The 18062-nt window shown below is 61.4% G+C and carries 13 protein-coding genes; 4 read left to right on the forward strand and 9 right to left on the reverse strand.

Annotation, left to right across the window (positions count from 1 at the left end):
- Window positions 1-30 precede the first annotated feature (30 nt).
- The 6 genes from ALO80_RS01295 to cpaB are packed head-to-tail and all read right to left on the reverse strand — an operon-like array spanning window position 31 to window position 6493.
- A complete protein-coding gene (locus ALO80_RS01295; protein WP_055007654.1) occupies window positions 31-915 on the reverse strand; it encodes a type II secretion system F family protein in 885 nt (294 codons plus the stop codon).
- Between the two features lies 1 nt (window position 916).
- Entirely contained in the window at window positions 917-1801 is an 885-nt protein-coding gene (locus tag ALO80_RS01300) for a type II secretion system F family protein (RefSeq protein ID WP_055007655.1), read from the reverse strand.
- Window positions 1802-1819: 18 nt separating this feature from the next.
- Complete coding sequence (locus ALO80_RS01305) at window positions 1820-3076, reverse strand: CpaF family protein (RefSeq protein ID WP_055007656.1); 1257 nt, start codon at window positions 3074-3076, stop codon at window positions 1820-1822.
- Window positions 3076-4266: an AAA family ATPase gene (locus tag ALO80_RS01310; protein WP_055007657.1), complete on the reverse strand. Its 1191-nt coding sequence runs from the start codon at window positions 4264-4266 to the stop codon at window positions 3076-3078. The genes ALO80_RS01305 and ALO80_RS01310 overlap by 1 nt, the downstream gene beginning before the upstream one ends.
- On the reverse strand, window positions 4263-5513 hold the full coding sequence (locus ALO80_RS01315; protein WP_055007658.1) for a type II and III secretion system protein family protein: 1251 nt from the start codon (window positions 5511-5513) through the stop codon (window positions 4263-4265). The genes ALO80_RS01310 and ALO80_RS01315 overlap by 4 nt, the downstream gene beginning before the upstream one ends.
- A gap of 20 nt (window positions 5514-5533) precedes the next feature.
- The gene (gene cpaB / locus ALO80_RS01320; RefSeq protein WP_055007659.1) at window positions 5534-6493 is read right to left on the reverse strand and encodes a Flp pilus assembly protein CpaB; all 960 of its coding nucleotides are present in this window, start codon (window positions 6491-6493) and stop codon (window positions 5534-5536) included.
- Window positions 6494-6815: 322 nt separating this feature from the next.
- Between cpaB and ALO80_RS01325 the strand changes: the two genes are divergently transcribed.
- Together ALO80_RS01325 and ALO80_RS01330 are read left to right on the forward strand one after the other, a co-directional pair.
- The gene (locus ALO80_RS01325) at window positions 6816-7022 is read left to right on the forward strand and encodes a Flp family type IVb pilin (protein ID WP_054986575.1); all 207 of its coding nucleotides are present in this window, start codon (window positions 6816-6818) and stop codon (window positions 7020-7022) included.
- Window positions 7023-7064: 42 nt separating this feature from the next.
- Window positions 7065-7472, forward strand: a complete 408-nt coding sequence (locus ALO80_RS01330) for a response regulator (protein ID WP_055007660.1) — start codon at window positions 7065-7067, stop codon at window positions 7470-7472.
- Window positions 7473-7582: 110 nt separating this feature from the next.
- Here ALO80_RS01330 and pbpC read toward each other — a convergent pair whose 3' ends face one another.
- Window positions 7583-9931: a peptidoglycan glycosyltransferase PbpC gene (pbpC, locus tag ALO80_RS01335; RefSeq protein ID WP_055007661.1), complete on the reverse strand. Its 2349-nt coding sequence runs from the start codon at window positions 9929-9931 to the stop codon at window positions 7583-7585.
- Window positions 9932-10026: 95 nt separating this feature from the next.
- Between pbpC and ALO80_RS01340 the strand changes: the two genes are divergently transcribed.
- Entirely contained in the window at window positions 10027-10320 is a 294-nt protein-coding gene (locus tag ALO80_RS01340) for a hypothetical protein (protein ID WP_002555356.1), read from the forward strand.
- A gap of 228 nt (window positions 10321-10548) precedes the next feature.
- Here ALO80_RS01340 and ALO80_RS01345 read toward each other — a convergent pair whose 3' ends face one another.
- Complete coding sequence (locus ALO80_RS01345; RefSeq protein ID WP_055007662.1) at window positions 10549-15498, reverse strand: alpha-2-macroglobulin family protein; 4950 nt, start codon at window positions 15496-15498, stop codon at window positions 10549-10551.
- 318 nt (window positions 15499-15816) lie between these two features.
- Between ALO80_RS01345 and ALO80_RS01350 the strand changes: the two genes are divergently transcribed.
- On the forward strand, window positions 15817-17157 hold the full coding sequence (locus ALO80_RS01350) for an MATE family efflux transporter (RefSeq protein ID WP_055004753.1): 1341 nt from the start codon (window positions 15817-15819) through the stop codon (window positions 17155-17157).
- Here the strand turns inward: ALO80_RS01350 and ALO80_RS01355 are convergent.
- Window positions 17151-18023, reverse strand: a complete 873-nt coding sequence (locus ALO80_RS01355; RefSeq protein WP_055004752.1) for an alpha/beta hydrolase — start codon at window positions 18021-18023, stop codon at window positions 17151-17153. The two genes, ALO80_RS01350 and ALO80_RS01355, sit on opposite strands and share 7 nt — an antisense overlap.
- Window positions 18024-18062: the final 39 nt, after the last annotated feature.

Raw genomic sequence — 18062 nt, forward strand, 5'->3', positions numbered from 1 at the left:
CGTCCTTTCGTGCGCGGGCGACACCGGGGTTCAACTGCCCAGTGCGCGGCTTATGGCGATAAATCCCGGCCCGGCCAGCACGATCAGCAGGGCTGGAAACAAAAACACCATCATGACCACCGACATCTTTGCCGACAGTTTGGAAATGTATTCCTGCAGGCGTGTCAGGCGTCGGTCGTCAATCAGTTGTTTGAGCGTGAGCAGGGACTTCAATGCGCCACCGCCCTGATGAATCAGTTGGTTGAGGATCACACAGGTGTCGCTCAGCTCGTCCACGGCCAGCAGGGCAGCGGTTTTTCTGAGTTCTTCGCCCAGTTCCAGGCCTGAATCGACCCGCATCAGCACCACGCGGATCTCTTCGGACAGCACCGGCAGCAGCTCCTTGCCTTCATCGCTCAGCACTCGCAGCGTCTGCTCGACCGCCATGCCGGACTCGAAAAGGATGCGCAGCAACGGGATAAATGTGGAAATTTCCACCACCACTTTTTTCTGTCGACGCTTCGCGACGGCCGCGAGTATTCGCTTGGGCAGCAGATAGCCGATTCCCAAGGCAAATATCGGCGCAATGAACGGCTGCTCGATGCCTTTGAAAAAAAGCAGTTGGACCAGAATGATCATGGTCATCAGGCCGATTGGCACGCCGACCTGACACGCGGCAAACAGTGAGCGTTTGCTGGCACGTCGCCAACCGATGCGGTTGAGCAGCACCTGGGTTTCCGAATCCAGGCTGATACTGCGCTGACCGATGCGAGTATCGCCGAGTAACCGCAACAGGCTGCCGATACGGCTTTCGCGTATCACTCGTCCGCGCAACCGTTGAGCCACCAGGCGTTCGTTGCGTCTTTGGCGAGCCATGCCTGACAGCAGCAAAAATGCAGCAGCGGCGAGCATCAGGGCAGCGAATATCAGCTCCATCTCAGATGCTCCTCAGCATGCGCCACAGCACCACACACCCTGTTGCCTGTAGGCCGAACGCCATGCTCAACATGACCTGTCCGCTGCCATCGCTCCACATATTCAGCAGGTAGTTGGGGTTCACCGCCAGAAAGTAACCGGCCATACCCACCGGCAGCAGCGCCAGCACTATCGCGGTCATGCGGGTTTCACCGGTCATTGCGCGCAATTGGCGACCGGCCTGTTCGCGGTCGCGAATCAGTTTGATCAGGTTTTCCATCAGCTCGCTGGCATTGCCGCCATACCGATGATTGACCCGCAGGCCGAGGGCAAACAGGTGAAACTCGTCGCGCTCATACAGCTCGGCAAAGTCCCGTGCGGCATCCGGCAAGCTGACCCCCAGTTGTACATTACGCTCGATACGGCTCATGCCATCCTTGAGTGGCTGGTCCGTAGCGTCGATACCGTGCAGCACGGCGTCGGCCAGGGTTCTGCCGGATTTCAGGCTTCGCACGGTATGGTCGAGCAACTGCGGCAATTGCTGGATCATGCGACGCACGCGCACTTCATAGCGCCACGAAACGAATATGCGCAGGATCACGGGCACCGCCAGCAGCGCGCTGACCGCGCCGACGACACCGCCCAGCCCATAGCCGATCAGGATCAGCAGCGCATACAGCGACAACGCCAGGCCGATGCGTTCGGTCGGCTGGCCCAGCCCCGCACGTAAAAAGGTCCGATCCAGGTAAGTCCATCCCGCTTTCCTGGCCACTGGCTGGACTTGCCCGGCCGTCAGGCGCTGCCTGACCCGTTCACGGGCGCCCTGATTGAGCGCGAGGTAGAACATGCGAATGGACACCATCAGCAGCAGCAGGGCAATCAGACCGAGCACCATTGATGCATTCATGCGGCCTCCCGGCTCACGTCAGTAGCCAGGCCGCAGCTTGTCGCCGGCGGCGTGCGCGGCTTCGCGCATGAAGCCGACGCCGGTGCGACGATCAAGGCGGAACAGGGTATTGGTGACATAGATGTCATCGCGCAGGCCGACCACTTCCACCACTTCGCTGACACAGCGCCGACCGTCTGGCAGGCGCGCCAGCTGGATAATCACATCCAGCGCCGCGCAGACCATCTGGCGCAGGGTTTTTTCCGGGATCAGTCGTCCGGTCAGGCCGACCAGCGTTTCCAGACGCAGCAGCGCATCCTGGGCATTGTTGGCGTGAACGGTACTCATCGAGCCGTCATGACCGGTGTTCATCGCCGTCAATACATCCAGCACTTCGACGCCACGGATTTCGCCGAGGATGATGCGGTCCGGGCGCATCCGCAGCGAGTTGCGAATCAGGTCGCTGGCGCGTACCTCGCCATGCCCCTCGGCATTCGGCGGGCGGGTTTCCAGACGAACCACGTGCGGGTGGCTGAGCTGCAGTTCGGCAACATCCTCGATGGTGACCAGGCGCTGATTGCTGTCGATCAACTGGCTCAACACGTTGAGCATGGTGGTCTTGCCTGTGCCCGTGCCGCCGCTGACCAGAATGTTGCAGCGCTTGCCCACGGCTTCCTGAAAGAATTCGAAAATCGACTGATCGATGGTTTGCATCGCCACCAGATCCGCGCTCTTGAGCATGTCCTTGCGAAATTTCCGGATCGACAGGCAAGGGCCGTCCAGCGCAATCGGCGGAATGATGGCATTGACCCGGCTGCCGTCGGGCAGGCGGGCATCGACCATGGGCGAGGACTCGTCCAGTCGCCGTCCGAGGGGCGCGAGAATGCGCTGCATCACACGTTCGACATGGTGCGAATCGATAAAGCGCAGGTCGGTGTGGTGCAGCACGCCATCGCGCTCGACAAACACCTTGCCTGGCCCGTTGACCAGAATTTCCGTGACCGACGTGTCGCGCAGCAACACTTCCAGCGGGCCGAAGCCGGTCAGTTCATCGACCAGCTCTTCAGCCAGGCGCTCCATTTCGTAACGCGAGATGGCCAGTCGCAGCCGCGCAACGTATTCCGCCACCTTGTCGATGACAAATTGCGCCAGTGCCGGTCGCGAGCCTTCAAGCAGGTTTTTGCCGCTTTCTTCGATGCCATCGATGATGTAACGGTGCAGCACCAGTTTCAGGCCTTGCCCGTCGTCGGCCTTGCCTTGCGTGCGTGACGAGACGCCAAACAGTTTTTCCGGCATTACCTGTTCCCCCACAGTCGAGCGAGCCAGCCCTGATCGGGCTTGTCGTGAGCCTCGGCATGACGCGCCAGATGCTCGCCAAGCCGCCGCAGCCCGGTGCGCAGCGCATCGCGTGACGCCAGCTCGAACAGCGTCACGCCCTGGTTCTTGGCGTTGAGACGCAGTTCCGGGGCAAGCGGCAGTACGGCAAGCACCGGCAGGCCAAAGGTCTTGCCCACGGTTTCCGAATTGGGGGCGACCGACCGCTGATAGCGATCGACCAGCAGACCGGCGTGCTGCATCTTCATGCCTTTTTCGCGCCAGTTATTGAGTACTGTGAGGTTGCGTCGACAGCCCAGCACGCTCTGGTCGCTGTACCACAGCAACTGGTCGCAATGACTGACCAGCGAGCGCAGCGCCTCACTGTCCGGCTGCCCCACAAGGTTCACGACCACATGCTGAAAATGCTGGCGCAGGGCGCTGAGCAGCATGTAAAGCTCTGCGGCGCTGGACTGCTCCAGATGATCGTCGGCTTCGCTGTACGCCAGAATGCGCAGGCCGCTTTCGCTGGTGGTGAACGCACTGTCGATCAGCGTGGCATCCAGCCTGCGCAAGTGGCGCAGCGCATCGCCGAAGCTGAAGGTTGATTCAAGGCCAAGCATCAGCAGGCTGTCTCCGCGAGGCAGACCGAGGTCCAGCAGCAGCGTGCGTTGCCCGGCCTTGTGCACCACCATTGCCAGGTGCGTTGCGATCAAGGCCCCGTCGTCATCGCTTTGCGCGCCATACAGCACCGAAAGGCCACTCATGTTCGGGTTGGGCGTCACGGCGGGCAGGCGCTTGCTCAGACGTCTGACCAGACCGGCAACCTCACTGGAGCGAGAACCGTAGGCGACAAAATCCCTGGCCCCGGCGCGCATGGCGTTGAGTACCAACTGGTTATCCATGCCATCGCCGAGCGCAACGATGGCCAGCATCGGCTTGGCTTCCAGTGCGCTTTCGATCAAGGCGCTCTGCGTCATCAAATGCTCACGGTCCAGCCCGACGAACACCACGCTGGCGAAGGTCACGTCGACCAGCGCCAGCAGATCGTCCAGGCTGCCCGTTCCGGCACTGACCACCTGGCCCAGTGAGCCCAGCGCACTTTGCAGCCATTCCAGATCAGTATTGTTGCGGGTGATTGCCAGGAACGTCTGGCTCAGGCTCTGACTCATTTGGATAACCCGTCGCGGCGGTCGAAGTCGCCGTTTTCCAGAAAATACAGGCGTGGAAAGCTTGGGTCGTACGTGCGCAGCCCCTCGCCCGGCAGCGAGGGCAACCGGGCGTTGGCAGCCAGCGGTTGAACCAGATGCGGGGTAACGATCATCAGCAGTTCGCGTTCGTCGCGCTGAATTTGCGAACTGCGAAAAAATGCACCGAGAATCGGGATGTCACCCAGGCCGGGAAACTTGTCTACCGAGCCGCTGTTGCTGGAACTGATCAGCCCGCTGACCACGAAGCTTTCTCCGTCGGCAAGTGCGATGCTGGTGTCGGTGCGCCGGATGTTGAGCGCGGGCACGGTGGTCCCGGCGATGGTGATACCGGCAGAGAAATCCAGTTCGCTGACTTCCGGTGCGACTTTGAGCAGAATCCGGTCCCGGCCTACGACGGTCGGGGTCAGGGTCAGGCGTACGCCGAATTCCTTGTACTCGATGGAAATACCATTGCTCTCGCCATTGGGCACCGGCACCGGGAATTCCCCTCCGGCCAGAAAGCTCGCGCTTTGCCCATTGAGCGCGACCAGGCTGGGACGTGCCAGGGTGTACGCGTAGCCGCTGTTTTCCATGGCGTTGATCATGCCCAGCACCTTGCTGCTGCCACCGCCCCAGACGATATTGAAATTGCTGTTGTTCAGCGGAATGCTCGGCCTGGTGCCGCTTACGGTGCCGGGTGTGACATTGACGCCGGGCACCGTGCCAGGTGCGCCGAACAGAAAGTTGTTCGAGCCCTTGCCGAATATCGAGGTGCTGGCCTCCTTGAGCTTGGTGCGGCTGACTTCGATAAAGCGAATGTCGGTCTGCACCTGGCTAGGTAGTTGAGCATCGGCAGAGGGCGCGGTGACGCTCTCTATCATCGACGCCGTCGCACGGCCGCGCACGAACACCATGCTCTGACGCGGGGCGCTTGCGCAGGCCGTCCAGACCATCAGACTGGTCGTGCCCTGCGCCACGCCGGTCAACAGAAAACCGTCACTGCCGTTGACGTGCACGTCGGCGATTTTCGGGTCTCCCACGGCAATTCGGGTGATGGCTACAGGAGAGCGCACTTCCTGCTGAATGCCTTGATCGATTTCCATCGCGGCAGGCATGGCCGCAAGCCCGGCACAGTTGCCGGAGGCACCCCAGGCGGAAGGCGCGGACAAGGCCGCGAAGGCTAACGCCAGCAATCCGGGTTTTGTAACTGGCACGGAACAACAGCTCATCAAATGCAATCCTTGCTCAATCAGGGAGTTTGTTGCGTGATCTGGTTGCCGCGTATGACTTCGACTGCGCGAGGCGTACGAGCGGTTGCGCCAGGTGTTGGCGGACTGGCCGGGCTCAGGCTCAATTGCCTGAAGCTCACCAACTGGCGGTTGGCGGTGTCCAGCCGTTCGGCAACATCAAGGCTACTGGCTTCGTTCGCCCAGTAAGCCTGGAGATTGCCTTCGTCGGCACTGCGCACAGCCAGGCGCAGGACACCGGTCTGCGAAGCCAGCATCAGCCGCGCTACAAGCGCCTCCGGCACCGCAACGGTGACTGTTCGGGCGTTGAGCCGTTGCTGCTCCTGTTTAAGGCGTTCGTCAGCGTTGATGTCCTGCACTGGCTTGCCGTTGCGATCCGGGCCGAGCAGTGCGCCAACACCGAGAATTCGCAGGGCGGGCACGGCCACCTGGCTGGAGCGATTCGGGTTGCTGACGTCCTCAGGCAGGTAAAGCAGTACATCCACAAAGTCGCCAGGGCTGAGTTGTCCGGCTGCGCCGATCACTTCATCGACCTGCAATGCCAGCGCCCGCTCATGTGGCCGAATCATCCGCGCCAACGTACCGCCGGCTTCAAAACTGCTCTCACTGAGCCAGGTTCCGGCGGTCAGCGTGCGCCAGCTGCTGCGGCCAACGACCTTGTCGACGTGCTCGAAGCCTCCAGGCGGGGCGACCTTGAGGCGTTCAATGGTCAGGTCGTCAGCCGTGATCGGGGTGTAGGCCGGTACGTCGCGGGCTAAAACCACAACACTGTGGCGCAGTGCCTCCTCGACTGGCGGAGTCACGGGCGTTCGAGTCGTTGTTTCGGGGGTGACAGGCACCGTGGGCTCATTGACAACTGCAGGCGCCTCGGCCGGTTTGCTGACGGCGATGCCCAGATACCCGGCAATCAACGCCCCCAGCAGAAACAGGACCGCAAGCACCATGGTAATGCGACTGCTCATGGCAACTTTCCCTTTGTCATCGCAGGACAACCTCAACCCGGTGCGGCAACGTCGCAAACAGTGGCTGACGGACGACTTACCCGTCCGTTATTTGACGGTAGCTCATGGCACCCAGAACGCCATTATGCGTTGGTATAAAAATGCTGTTGAGTGAATGACATAGCGTTTGGCCGAGCAACGACGGGGGCAGCCGGACCTATAACTTTCCGGTTAATGCTTTATTGAGATTGTGGGTTTTTTGATTGAAGGCAATGCTGGTATTGCAAGGGGATCCATGCGCAAGACGGTTTATCGGCGCCTTGAAGGCGCAAGGAGAAATGAGATGTTCCTTACCCAGTTGTACGTCAGCGTCTACACTCGTATTCAGTCGTTTATCAAAGATAAAGAGGCCGCTTCAGCCATTGAGTACGCCATTATCGTTGCGATGGTGGCACTGGTGTTGTTTGCAATGGTGACGCCAATGGGGACCGCGATCAAAGCAAGGTTCAATGAAATTATCACCGCACTGGGTGGCACGGCGGCGAGTTAGTTTATAATTGTGCTCTGAGTTCATTCCTGTCGAGATAACTAAATGGCTGTCCATCCTACCCGCCAACAACTGCTGTTGGTTGATGACGAAGAGGACGCAAACGACGAGCTTGCAGAACTGCTCGAAGGCGAGGGGTTCTGTTGCTTTACGGCCTCTTCCGTGAAGGTGGCCCTACAACAGTTGACGGCCCATCCGGATATCGCGCTGGTGATCACCGATCTGCGGATGCCGGAGGAAAGCGGCATCCAGTTGATCCGTCATCTGCGCGAACACACTTCGCGCCAGCACCTGCCGGTGATCGTGACTTCCGGCCATGCCGACATGGACGACGTCAGCGATCTGCTGCGCCTGCACGTGCTGGACCTGTTCCGCAAACCGATCTACCACGTTCGCCTGCTGGAAACCCTCAACAACCTGTTCCCCGAGCCGAAAATCTTTCAGGTCCAGTGACGGCAGGTACTGGCCCGACTGGGTCGCGGCCTTGAGTCGAAAGCAGAGCATCCCTACATTGCTGCCTCCAGACTGCCTCCAGGCGGGATGCGCAATTGTCGAAGTCGGGCTTACTTCACCACGCTGAACTCTACCCTCGCGGTCTGACCGCTTTCATCCAGCACACTTAACTGATAACGACCCGGTTTGCTCAGGGTCGGGGTGAAGTCTTGCCGGGTGTCGGTGTCCGCCAAGGGGGTGCCATCGATAAACCACCAGCGGCGTCCACTGCCACCCAGGGCCGAGAGTTTCAGGCGCAAAGCCTGGCGGCTGTTGGCGGGCAGACGCAGGTTGTCGCCGTCGCGCACGCCGACGATGCTCAGAGGTGGTGCCAGGTTCAGGTTCTGTGGCGGACATTCCGGGTCGGCCGGCGGCAGCCTTGCTTCGCGACGCTCGGCCTTCGGCAGCCAGGGTTCCAGAGGTGCAGGCCAGAGAGCGATCTCCTGCGCCTGAGCGTCCGGGCAACTGGCAGCCACGCGCAATCCCTTGGCATTCACCCAGATACGTTCCTGCAAACCCAGACCGAGCGGTTGATCGGCTGCTTGCAGGGTGGGTGGTGTGGTGCCGTCCAGTGTCCAGGCGAAGCGTTGGCGGCGGCAATCAGGGTCGCTTTTGTTCATGGGCTGCCCCAGCGGCCAGCAGATCGCCGCTACGCCGACATTCAGTGGCACCGGTTGAACCGCTGCGGCGATACCGCGCTGGCTGTCGCGATTGACCAGCACGTCGTGAACCTGAAGCATCAGTGGCGCTGCCGAGGCCAGTCCGAACTGCCCCGGTACTGGCGTGCCGTCCGGGCGTCCGATCCATACACCGACCAGAAAACGCGGCCCCACGCCAATCGCCCAGGCATCGCGGAAGCCATAGCTGGTGCCGGTCTTCCAGGCCAGTTGCGGGCGCTGCACCAGCTCGGCGCGCGGGTCGATATCCGGACGCGACTGGCCGCTGAGAATGCGCCGGATGATCCACGCGGCTCCTGGCGACATCATCCGCCGCTCGCGCAGTCTGTCTTGCGGTTGCAATCGAACATCGGCGCTTCGTCCGCCGCGAGCGAAAGCGCTGTACCCGGTAACCAGATCCTCCAGCCGACTGCCCGCGCCGCCGAGAATGAGTGCCAGATTCGGTTCGGCCAGCGGCGGCAGGGTCAGCGGTACGCCACCATTGCGCAGTTCGGCGGCGAAGCGTTTCGGCCCATAGACTTCCAGTAACTGCACGGCAGGCAGGTTGAGGGACATCGACAGCGCCGAGCTGGCCGCCACCGGGCCACCGAAACCGGTCGAAAAGTTGCCCGGCCGATAGTCTCCGTAGCGTCGTGGCACATCCTGCATCAGTGATTCGGAGTGGATCAGCCCGGCGTCCATGGCCATGCCGTACAGAAATGGCTTGAGCGTCGAGCCCGGCGAGCGCAGGGCTGTCACCATGTCTACATGCCCGAAACGCCTGGCATCATTGATATCCACCGAGCCTACGTAGGCGCGCACCGCCATGTTTTCCGCCTCGACCACCAGAATCGCCGCCGACGTGCGTTCCGGAAGGCGCGCGCGCCAGCCCATGAGCAGGTCTTCCATGCGTCTTTGCAACGATGCATCCAGCGTGGTGCGAATCAGCGGCGGGCTGTCCGGCCGATTCAGGCGACGGGCGAGCAGGGGCGCAAGGCTGGGTTCCTGTCGCGGTGCCAGCCATAACGGTTCTTCCAGTGCCTCGTCCACGCTCGATTGCGGCCACACCTGAAACTCGGCCAGGCGCCTCAGGACCTTGTCGCGGGCAAGCTGCGCGCGTTGCGGATGTCGATCCGGACGCAGACGGCTCGGAGCCTGTGGCAACACGGCCAGTAAGGCAGCCTCGGCGCGGGTCAGGTTTTGCGGTGATTTGCCCAGGTAGGCCCAACTGGCGGCAGCCACGCCTTGCAGCGTACCGCCAAACGGAGCGCGATTGAGATACAGGCTGAGGATCTGATCCTTGGACAAGTGCCACTCAAGCTGCAATGTGCGCCACAGCTGGCGAAATTTGCCGGATAACGTACGCGAATGAGGGTCGAGCAGACGCGCCACCTGCATTGATAGCGTACTGCCACCGGATACCACCCGAGCGCCGTGGAGGTTTTGCCAGGTGGCGCGTACCAGCGCCAGCGGGTTAACGCCAGGATGACTGTAGAACCAGCGGTCTTCGTAGGTCAGCAGGGCTTCGAGGTAATAGGGCGAAACCTGCTCGTTGCTGACCGGGTAGCGCCACACGCCGTTGGCGTCGGCAAAACGCCACAGCGGCGTACCGTCCTCGGCCAGCACGACGCGGGCCAGATCGTCTTTGGGCAGCGGTAACGGCCACAGTCGATCCGCCAGCCAGAGCAAGGTGATTATCAGCAGGATCGCGCCTGTCAGCCACGTGAGTTTTTGCCGCAGATGCAGAAGAAATTCAGGTTTCAACGCAAAGAGCCTTTATGATCCACGGAACCTGAAACGCCTTGCGACGGCCAAAGCGGACAGATCATTTTCCTCACGACCCCAATCAGGACGTACATATGCAGGTAGAAGGCTTTTTTGAATGGCTCGGGCAGGCCATCGGCGCAGTGATTCGCTTCTTCGTCGACGGTCTGGCGTGGTTGTTCAACGGTTTCACCCATGCTGGAGGAAATTTTGTCGATGGCCTGTCTCGCACATTGGGCATGGACACTTCGCTGATCAGTATCGTCGCACTGATCATCGGCCTGATGCTGCTGTACTCGGCCGTGCGGGCATTCATGCGGGCTTCGATCATCCTCGGGATCATCTGGCTGGCGCTGGGCCTCTGGTTGCTGAGCTGGATCATTCATTGATGTGCTGACTCCGTCTCCACCTGCGGGAGCGAAAGGAGCGACGCTTTGCCTGTTCGCGAAAGGAGCGACTCGGTTGGTATTTGTGGGAGCGAACTTGTTCGAAGGCTTTATTTCTGACGATACATCTTCAGCGGATGTACCGGCCCCTTCGCGAACAAGTTCGCTCCCACAGGTACGCATTCCAACCAACCAACCAACCAACCAACCAACCAGTCAGTCAGTCAGCGATTATTTCCCCTTCACCACCATCTGCGCTGGCGCTTCGCCCAGAGCCTGCCAGTTCGGGCGGTACATCGATTCGACCTGCGGCGGCGGCACCCGGTATGTACCTGGCGTGACTGCGCGCGCCAGGTAGAGCAAGTGCACGGTGCTGCTGCCGTCGATGTCCAGCGCGGCCACGTACCGATCACCGCGATATTCCTGGTGCTTGATCCCGGCATTCTCCATCGATTCACGGATCGTCTTCACCTCCTCGCTGGCGTCTTCCAGGCTGGCCGAGCTTTGTGCCAGGTTCTGGTTTTCCAGCTCAAGGCCCGCAGGCAGCAAGTCCACCACCAAGGCATCCGGCACGCGCTGTTTTGCACCGATCTCCAGATGCACCAGCAGCAGTTGCCCGGTTTTCAATGCGCCCACGTTGAGCGGTGCGCCGCTCAGGCTCAGGTATTCGCGACGAATGCTCAGGTTTTCGCCACCTGCTGCCGGGGCCTGGGCTGGATAGCCGGAGACGGTCAATTGCTGGTAAAGCGTTTCGCTGCCCTGGTTGCGCACCGAAAACGGTGAGGCCAGCAGCGCACCGTCGAGCTTGAGGCCCGGCTGTTTGTTGCTCAACTCGCGGGTTTCAGTGCCGCTGGCGATGCTCGCGGTCCAGTCCTTCTCAGGCTTGCCCAGCAGGTTACGTCCGGCGAGGAACAACGAGTTGCTTTCTTGCGTGGACAGGTAACGATTGGCAGCCACTTCATCAGCCAGGGCAAACAGACGCTCATCGCGTTTGTCTCGGGCGATATCGTTCTCCTCCAGCAACGCCAGAATCAGCGCCTGATCCCGCAGCGAACTGCCGTAGTCGGCCAGCCACTCATTTTTGCGGCTGACTGCCAGGCCTGCCGTCAGGGCCAGATCGGCCCGCGGCTTGTCGCCCATTTTTTCCAGCGCGACCGCCAGTTGCACCAGCGGCAGGCCGGAACGCGCATCGCTGCGTCGGTCGAACAGGCTGCGCAAGGCCGCCAGCGGAGCCTGCTGACTGCGTGACAGCACCAGCCCGGCATAGGCTTGTACGGCAAAGCGCGTGTGTTCGGCGTTCTGGCTGTAATTGACCTGAATCTGACCTGCATCCTGCAAGTAGCGCAGCAGTCGTTCACTGGCTTTCTTCAGCGCGTCCGGTGGCACGGCAAAGCCCTGATCGCGAGCGCGCAGCAGGAAGTCGGTGACATAGGCCGTCAGCCAGTATTCCTCGTCGCTGTCCGAGCCCCACAGGCCAAAACTGCCGTTGTAACGCTGCATGCCCAGCAGGCGCTCGATGCCGATCTCGACCTTGCGCCTGCGTTCGGTATCCGCTTCACCGGTCAGACCAAGCCGCTTGAGGGTTGCTGCGTCGGCATAAAGCGATGGGTACAGGCCACTGGCGGTCTGCTCCAGGCAGCCGTAAGGGTAGGCCTTCAGGGCGCGAATCTGTTCGCCAAGGTTCAGTGGTGGACGGCTCGACAGCGATAGCAACGCTTCACGACCGGCGGGCTCGAACGCGTCGAGTGCGCCTTCCGGCAGGTTCCAGCTCTGCTCATTGAGGGTGGCGCGGTAGTGCCTGAGCATGGCCGGGTAAGCGGGGCGCACACCGACAGTCCACTCGCGAGTGAAGGGCGGCAGACTTTCGCCGGGCAGGTCCAGGCCTTCGACCAGGACCTTGATTTTGCCCTGACCCAGCCCGCCTTGCGCCAATACCGGCACCTTCAGGGTGATGCGCTGGCCCTGTTTGAGTTGCAAGGATTTGCTCTGATCGCCGCCAGGAATGCTCAACTGGCCTTCGGCGCTGATCTTCACGTCCAGCTTCTGCGCTTTGCCCGACAGGTTCGAGACATCCAGTGCGACGCTGGTCTGGTCGCCGCCAGCGAGGAAGCGCGGCGTGGACAGTTCGGCAATGATCGGGGCCGCCACGACGGTTTTCGCCTCGGCCATTCCGTAGCGGTCGTCGGTCCAGGCCTGGGCCATGACCCGCAGTTCACCGTTGAAGTCTGGAATGTCGACACTGACTTCACCTTCGCCCGCGTCGTTCAGGGTCACCGGCGCACTTTGCAGCGCCACGATGGTGACGCTGGTGTCCGGACGCTTGCCGCCTTTGGCCAGCGCATCGCCACCGAACGCCATGCTGGCCAGACGGCCCTGGCCGGCTTCGATCAACTGACCATAGATGTCCAGTTGATCTGCGCCATACTGTTTGCGGCCAAACAGGCTGGCAAACGGATCTGGCGTGGCATAGCGGGTGATATTGAGAATACCCACGTCCACCGCCGAAACCAGCACATGGACCTGTCCAGGTACGCTGCCATCGGCGTTTTTGGCAACAACCTTGAGTTTAAGCGGTTGTTTGGGGCGCATCTTTTCCGGTGCTGTAACGGTCAGCGCCAGCTTGCGTTGCGTGCGGTCCAACGGCAGATGCAGCACGCCCACAGCGCGTTTCGGTGTGATATTGGCCTTGCGTTCGCCGGGACGTATTACCAGGGCGGTGACGTACAGATCGTGGCGCGCCCACTTTTTGTCCAGCGGGATTTCGTACGACTTGCCTTCTGCGGGCACGTCGATTTCCTTCCACCACAGCGGACCTTCACTGGACTCGACCAGCAGATAGCCCTTGCCCGCAGCAGGCGGGGTGATAGTGACATTGGCGGTGTCGCCATCGCTGTAAGCCGGTTTGTCCAGCGCCAGCTTGACCTGATCCGGCCTGACCGCGCCGCCGTCGGTGTTGTCCTGCCAGCGATAGCCGGCCCAGAAACGCAGACTGCTGACCATGCCGGTGGACGGATCTTCCACTTCTACGCGGTAAGGGCCCCACTCGACCGGGAAGCTGATTTTGGCCGTGGAGTCCTTGGTGATGTTGAGGGTTTCCTCGTTCAGGTTGAGGAATTTCTCGTTGAAGTGATAGCTCCAGCCATCGTTGGCCGAGTAATTCCAATAATAGTCGCGGCGTTCGCGAATCAGACGGACTTTCAGGTTATCAGCGGCCAGCTTGTTGCCGGCGGCATCGGCCATGACGATTTCAAACTCGGCCGGGCCGTCACCGTTGGTCTGTGCTTCGCCCTTGCCGGCCTCATCGTCGTAGTCATCACTCCCCGCACTGCTGCCGAACAGCGGACGCAGGCCGGGCAGTTGTTCGGCAGGCCAGACGGGTTGTACCAGACGGCGGGTGATCGGACGCCCGCCGGACTCTTGCAGGCTGGCCTGGAGAATCAGTTGCAGCGGCGATCTGGCTTGTGTCCATTCGCTCTTCACGGCCAGCGTCGCGTGGCCTTCGGCATCGAGCGTCACGGGCTCAAGCTCCAGGTCATGCTTGAGGTCTTCTTCGGTGATCGAGCCGAATTGGTAACCCGGCAGTTTCGCCACTGCTTCGCGCAGCGGGCGGACATAGACCTGACCGGCAAGGGTATTGCCCGAGGCAGGCGCGCCATAAAGGTAGCGGCCGGTGATATCGAACTCGGGATTGTCGGCAGGCGCAACCGGCACGTCGCTGCCCTTGAGTTCCAGGGCCAGACGCTCGGGCAGGAAGTCTTCTACCTTGAACTCGTAAAGTTGGGGCTTGCCGTCGCCCAGGTCGAAAACCAGCTGCCAGCGTCCGGTGGGCGCTTCGTCGGCAAGCTGCAATGGATATTGGTAGAAACCGTTGCTGTCGGCTTCCCAGACGAACTTGCGGCTGACCTGATCATCGGGGCGACGCACTTCGACGGTAATGGGCTGAGGCTTGACCTTGTTGCCGTCGCTGTCGCGCAGCAGGCCGTTGAGCAGCACGGTTTCGCCGGGACGATACAAGTCCCGCGGGCCGAAAATAAAGAATTGCAGCGGATGGGCCTGAGGGCCGGAGATGTCGAACTCGGCCAGGTCCAGCGCCGAGCTGTTCAGGCGCAGCATGCTGGTCTGTTCGTCCTTGTGTGCCAGCACCACCGCGGCTTTGGCCGGCAACGGCAGTTGGGCGTGGCCATCACTGTCGGTCTTGCCTTGCGCGACGACCTTGCCGCTGTCGTCATACACGTCGACGCTCACATCGCTCAGGGCCTTGCCGCCCTCGAGCGCCTGAGTGAAGGCATCCAGACGGTTGCTGTAACGGTGTACCGACAGACCGATATCACTCAGGGTGAACAAGGTTGCCGGCTGCGAGTAGCTGTAGGTGCCCGAAGCGCGCATGACCGCCAGATAAACGCCTGGCTGCTGCAGGGGTTTGATACCGGCAATCGGCAGCAGCAGGGTTTCACGCGTATTGCGCGCAGGCTTGAGGTCGAAGCGGCCGCTGTAGACCAGCTCGGCCATAGGCAGCAGTTCTTCGGAACTGTAGCTGGAAAGGCTCGACGCACCGTCCCATTGGGCGAGGAAGTTCGGCATCGAGTCGGGTTTGACCCGGAAGAATTCGACATCCACTTTGTCGACGTTCAGAGCGATGACCGGCAGGCCCTCGGCCAGACGCGTCGGCAACAGGCTGCCACGGCTGGCGAAGCCGACAGTGGCTTGCAGATCGCGGGTTTCCAGACGGCTGATGTATTCGGCAGCGAGCGCAGCCTTGTTGACGGCCTGCAGCCCGGCATCGACGGTCAGTACCAGTTTGCGCTGCGGCTCCAGGTGGCGCAGGCGCAATTCCATGAGGTTATCCGACAGCTCCCAGGCACCGTCGACCTTGCCGTTCTTGCTGTCCACCAGATGAAGTTTTTCGGCGAATGCCTGTTCCGGGTCCAACGGAACGGAAAAGCTCACCGACAAGGCGCTTGCCCCGTCGATCTGGATTTCCGATACGTCGATGACCGTCAGCGCTCGTCCTGCATAGCGTTTGCTCAGCGCGGCGAGGTCGACAGCGGGTTTGGGTTTTGTGTCGGTAACCGCTGCCTGAGTCGTGGCTGCTGCGGCTGGCGCGGGTTTGTCTGTGGAGGAGGAATCACAGGCGCTCAGCAGCGCAAGCGCGCAAGCCAGAAACAATCCTTTGTTGAACATGGGGGCACTCATCGGCAACGGTAGAGAGGGGGCGACTATATAACAGTCGTGATGACAAGTATTACTGTCAGATAGGACAGGTCATCTCGGGCTACGCCTCGCCTGTTGGCGAATACGGTCTTTCAGGCGAAGCATTTTCGGTGAATAGGCAGCCCTTTCGCGAACAAGCGATGCATCGCCCGGTTCGCTCCTGCGGCTTTTGGCCAGAACCAAAGGCTGACCTGTGTATAACGCTGAGCGTGAGCTTGGGCATGAGAGTCGTTCTCCGGGACACCCTCGTTTGATCTGGCTACAATGCCCGCCTTGCCGGGAGTCCTCATGTCCACGTTGCTCAACGATTGGCGTCATCGCTCAACCCATCGTCGTGTCTGGGCGCTTGCCGCGCCGATGATTCTGTCGAATATTTCCGTTCCGCTGGTGGCGCTGGTCGACAGTGCAGTGATCGGTCATCTGCCGCACGCCCATCAGTTGGGCGCCGTCGCGGTCGGCGCGACGCTTTACACCTTTCTCGCTTGGGCCATGGGCTTTCTGCGCATGGGCACCACCGGTTTTGCCGCGCAGGCGGCAGGGCGCAATGACAGTGCGGCGCTGCGCCGGATCCTGTTGCAGGGGCTGTTGCTGGCCGTCGGACTGGCGTTAGTGCTGGGGGTGATCGCCTTGCCGTTCAGCCACCTGGCGCTGGAGATGATGCAGCCGTCGGCCGATCTGCAGCAAATGACACTGGACTTCTTCCATACCCGGCTGTTCGGACTGCCTGCGGCACTGGCCAGTTATGCGCTGGTCGGCTGGTTTCTCGGCGCGCAAAACGCCAGAGCGCCGCTGGCCATTCTGCTTATCACCAATCTGGTCAATATCGTGCTCAACCTGTGGTTCGTCATTGGCCTCGACTGGGGCGTGGTCGGTTCGGCCCGTGCCTCGGTGCTGGCAGAATGGACCGGCGTAGTCCTCGGTCTGCTGCTGGCCCGCAAGACCCTGCGTGCCTGGCCAGGCCGCATCGTCTGGCCGGCCCTGAAATCATGGAGCAACTGGCGTCCTTTGCTGGCGGTCAACCGCGACATCTTCCTGCGCACGCTGGCACTGCAATCGGTGATGTTTCTGATTACCGTACAGGGCGCTCGTCTGGGCGACGCAACGGTTGCCGCCAACGCGTTGCTGCTCAACGGCCTGCTGTTGACCGCCCATGCACTGGACGGGCTGGCGCATGCGGTCGAAGCGCTGTGTGGCCATGCCATTGGTGCGCGCGACCGGGAGACGCTGCGGCGCTCGATGGTGGTCGCGGGCGGTTGGTCGCTGATCGCCAGCGTAGCGTTTGCGCTATTTTTTCTGCTGGGCGGGCAGGGGTTCGTCAGCTTGCAGACCGATATTCCCGAGGTTCGCGCAACCGCAATGACCTATCTGCCGTATCTGGCGTTGATGCCGTTGCTGGCCGTATGGAGTTACCTCCTGGACGGCCTGTTCATCGGGGCCACCCGTGCCCGCGAAATGCGCAACGCGATGCTCTTCAGCGCGGCAGGCATCGCGCCGGTGGCGTATCTGGCTTCCAGTCACGGCAACCACGCCTTATGGCTGACGTTTTTAGCCTTTACCCTGCTGCGCGGCCTGAGCCTTGGGGGCATTGCCTGGCGATTGACGCGCAGGGACGGCTGGTTCGTTCACTGAGCCTTTGCCGGAGTGTGCTTGACGAACATGTCGACTTCGTCGACCACGGGTGCCAGGCTGCTTAACAGTCTGGCGAATGCGCCGACCAGCGTGCCATGGTTGGTGCGCGAGAAATACAGATCGCGTACGGGCACACCTGCCTCGCGCAACGCCCTGGCCAGACCGCCGGTATTGCGTTTGGGGTTGACCACCGAGTCGGTACGCGAGGCCATCAGCAACGCAGGCGGTGCGCTGGCGCTGACGTGATTGATGGGTTGCGAGTCAAGTGGCGAGTTCGGGAAAAAGAAGACCGGTTTCACCTCCGGCTCCTCGATGGGCAGGAAATCGTATGGTCCGGCCAGCCCGATCCAGCCGCTGAGGATGGACGGAGACAACCCTTCGCGAGCCAGCCAGCGCGGGTCGAGTGCCAGCATTGCGGCATTATAGGCACCTGCGCTATGGCCCATCACGTATAGCCGACCAGGGTCGCCACCGTAGGCCTTGGCATGCGAGTGTGCCCACGCAAGGGCCTTGGCGGAGTCCTCCAGGAAACCGGGGTAGCGCACTTGCGGATACAGTCTGTAGTCGGCAATCACAACGACCATGCCACGCGCAGCCAAGGCTTCGCCGATGAAAGCGTAATTGGCTTTCGAGCCGGTGTTCCAGCTGCCACCATAGAAAAACACCACCACCGGAGCATTGGCCGGTTTCGCCTGCGGGGTGTAGATGTCCAGCCTATTGCGGGGATCCGGTCCGTAGGCCAGGTCATAGACGTGATCGACAGGGCCGGCCGGATTCAACGTGTTGAGCAGCTTCAACGGAGAGCAACCGGACAATGCTGCCAGTAAGGCACCGCTCATCAGTGTGAGGAAAATCACTCGGATCATGGGGGAAGGGCTCCGGCGGGTGATTCGGACGTGCATGAG

Origin of the sequence: Pseudomonas caricapapayae (assembly GCF_001400735.1) — a bacterium.
Classification (GTDB): Bacteria; Pseudomonadota; Gammaproteobacteria; order Pseudomonadales; family Pseudomonadaceae; genus Aquipseudomonas; species Aquipseudomonas caricapapayae.

Excerpts from the sequence above, each read along its gene's own strand:
- ALO80_RS01295 (WP_055007654.1), bottom strand. The coding sequence starts at position 915 with ATGGAGCTGATATTCGCTGCCCTGATGCTCGCCGCTGCTGCATTTTTG.
- ALO80_RS01300 (WP_055007655.1), bottom strand. The coding sequence starts at position 1,801 with ATGAATGCATCAATGGTGCTCGGTCTGATTGCCCTGCTGCTGCTGATG.
- ALO80_RS01305 (WP_055007656.1), bottom strand. The coding sequence starts at position 3,076 with ATGCCGGAAAAACTGTTTGGCGTCTCGTCACGCACGCAAGGCAAGGCC.
- ALO80_RS01310 (WP_055007657.1), bottom strand. The coding sequence starts at position 4,266 with ATGAGTCAGAGCCTGAGCCAGACGTTCCTGGCAATCACCCGCAACAAT.
- ALO80_RS01315 (WP_055007658.1), bottom strand. The coding sequence starts at position 5,513 with ATGAGCTGTTGTTCCGTGCCAGTTACAAAACCCGGATTGCTGGCGTTA.
- cpaB (WP_055007659.1), bottom strand. The coding sequence starts at position 6,493 with ATGAGCAGTCGCATTACCATGGTGCTTGCGGTCCTGTTTCTGCTGGGG.
- ALO80_RS01325 (WP_054986575.1), top strand. The coding sequence starts at position 6,816 with ATGTTCCTTACCCAGTTGTACGTCAGCGTCTACACTCGTATTCAGTCG.
- ALO80_RS01330 (WP_055007660.1), top strand. The coding sequence starts at position 7,065 with ATGGCTGTCCATCCTACCCGCCAACAACTGCTGTTGGTTGATGACGAA.
- ALO80_RS01340 (WP_002555356.1), top strand. The coding sequence starts at position 10,027 with ATGCAGGTAGAAGGCTTTTTTGAATGGCTCGGGCAGGCCATCGGCGCA.
- ALO80_RS01345 (WP_055007662.1), bottom strand. The coding sequence starts at position 15,498 with ATGTTCAACAAAGGATTGTTTCTGGCTTGCGCGCTTGCGCTGCTGAGC.
- ALO80_RS01350 (WP_055004753.1), top strand. The coding sequence starts at position 15,817 with ATGTCCACGTTGCTCAACGATTGGCGTCATCGCTCAACCCATCGTCGT.
- ALO80_RS01355 (WP_055004752.1), bottom strand. The coding sequence starts at position 18,023 with ATGATCCGAGTGATTTTCCTCACACTGATGAGCGGTGCCTTACTGGCA.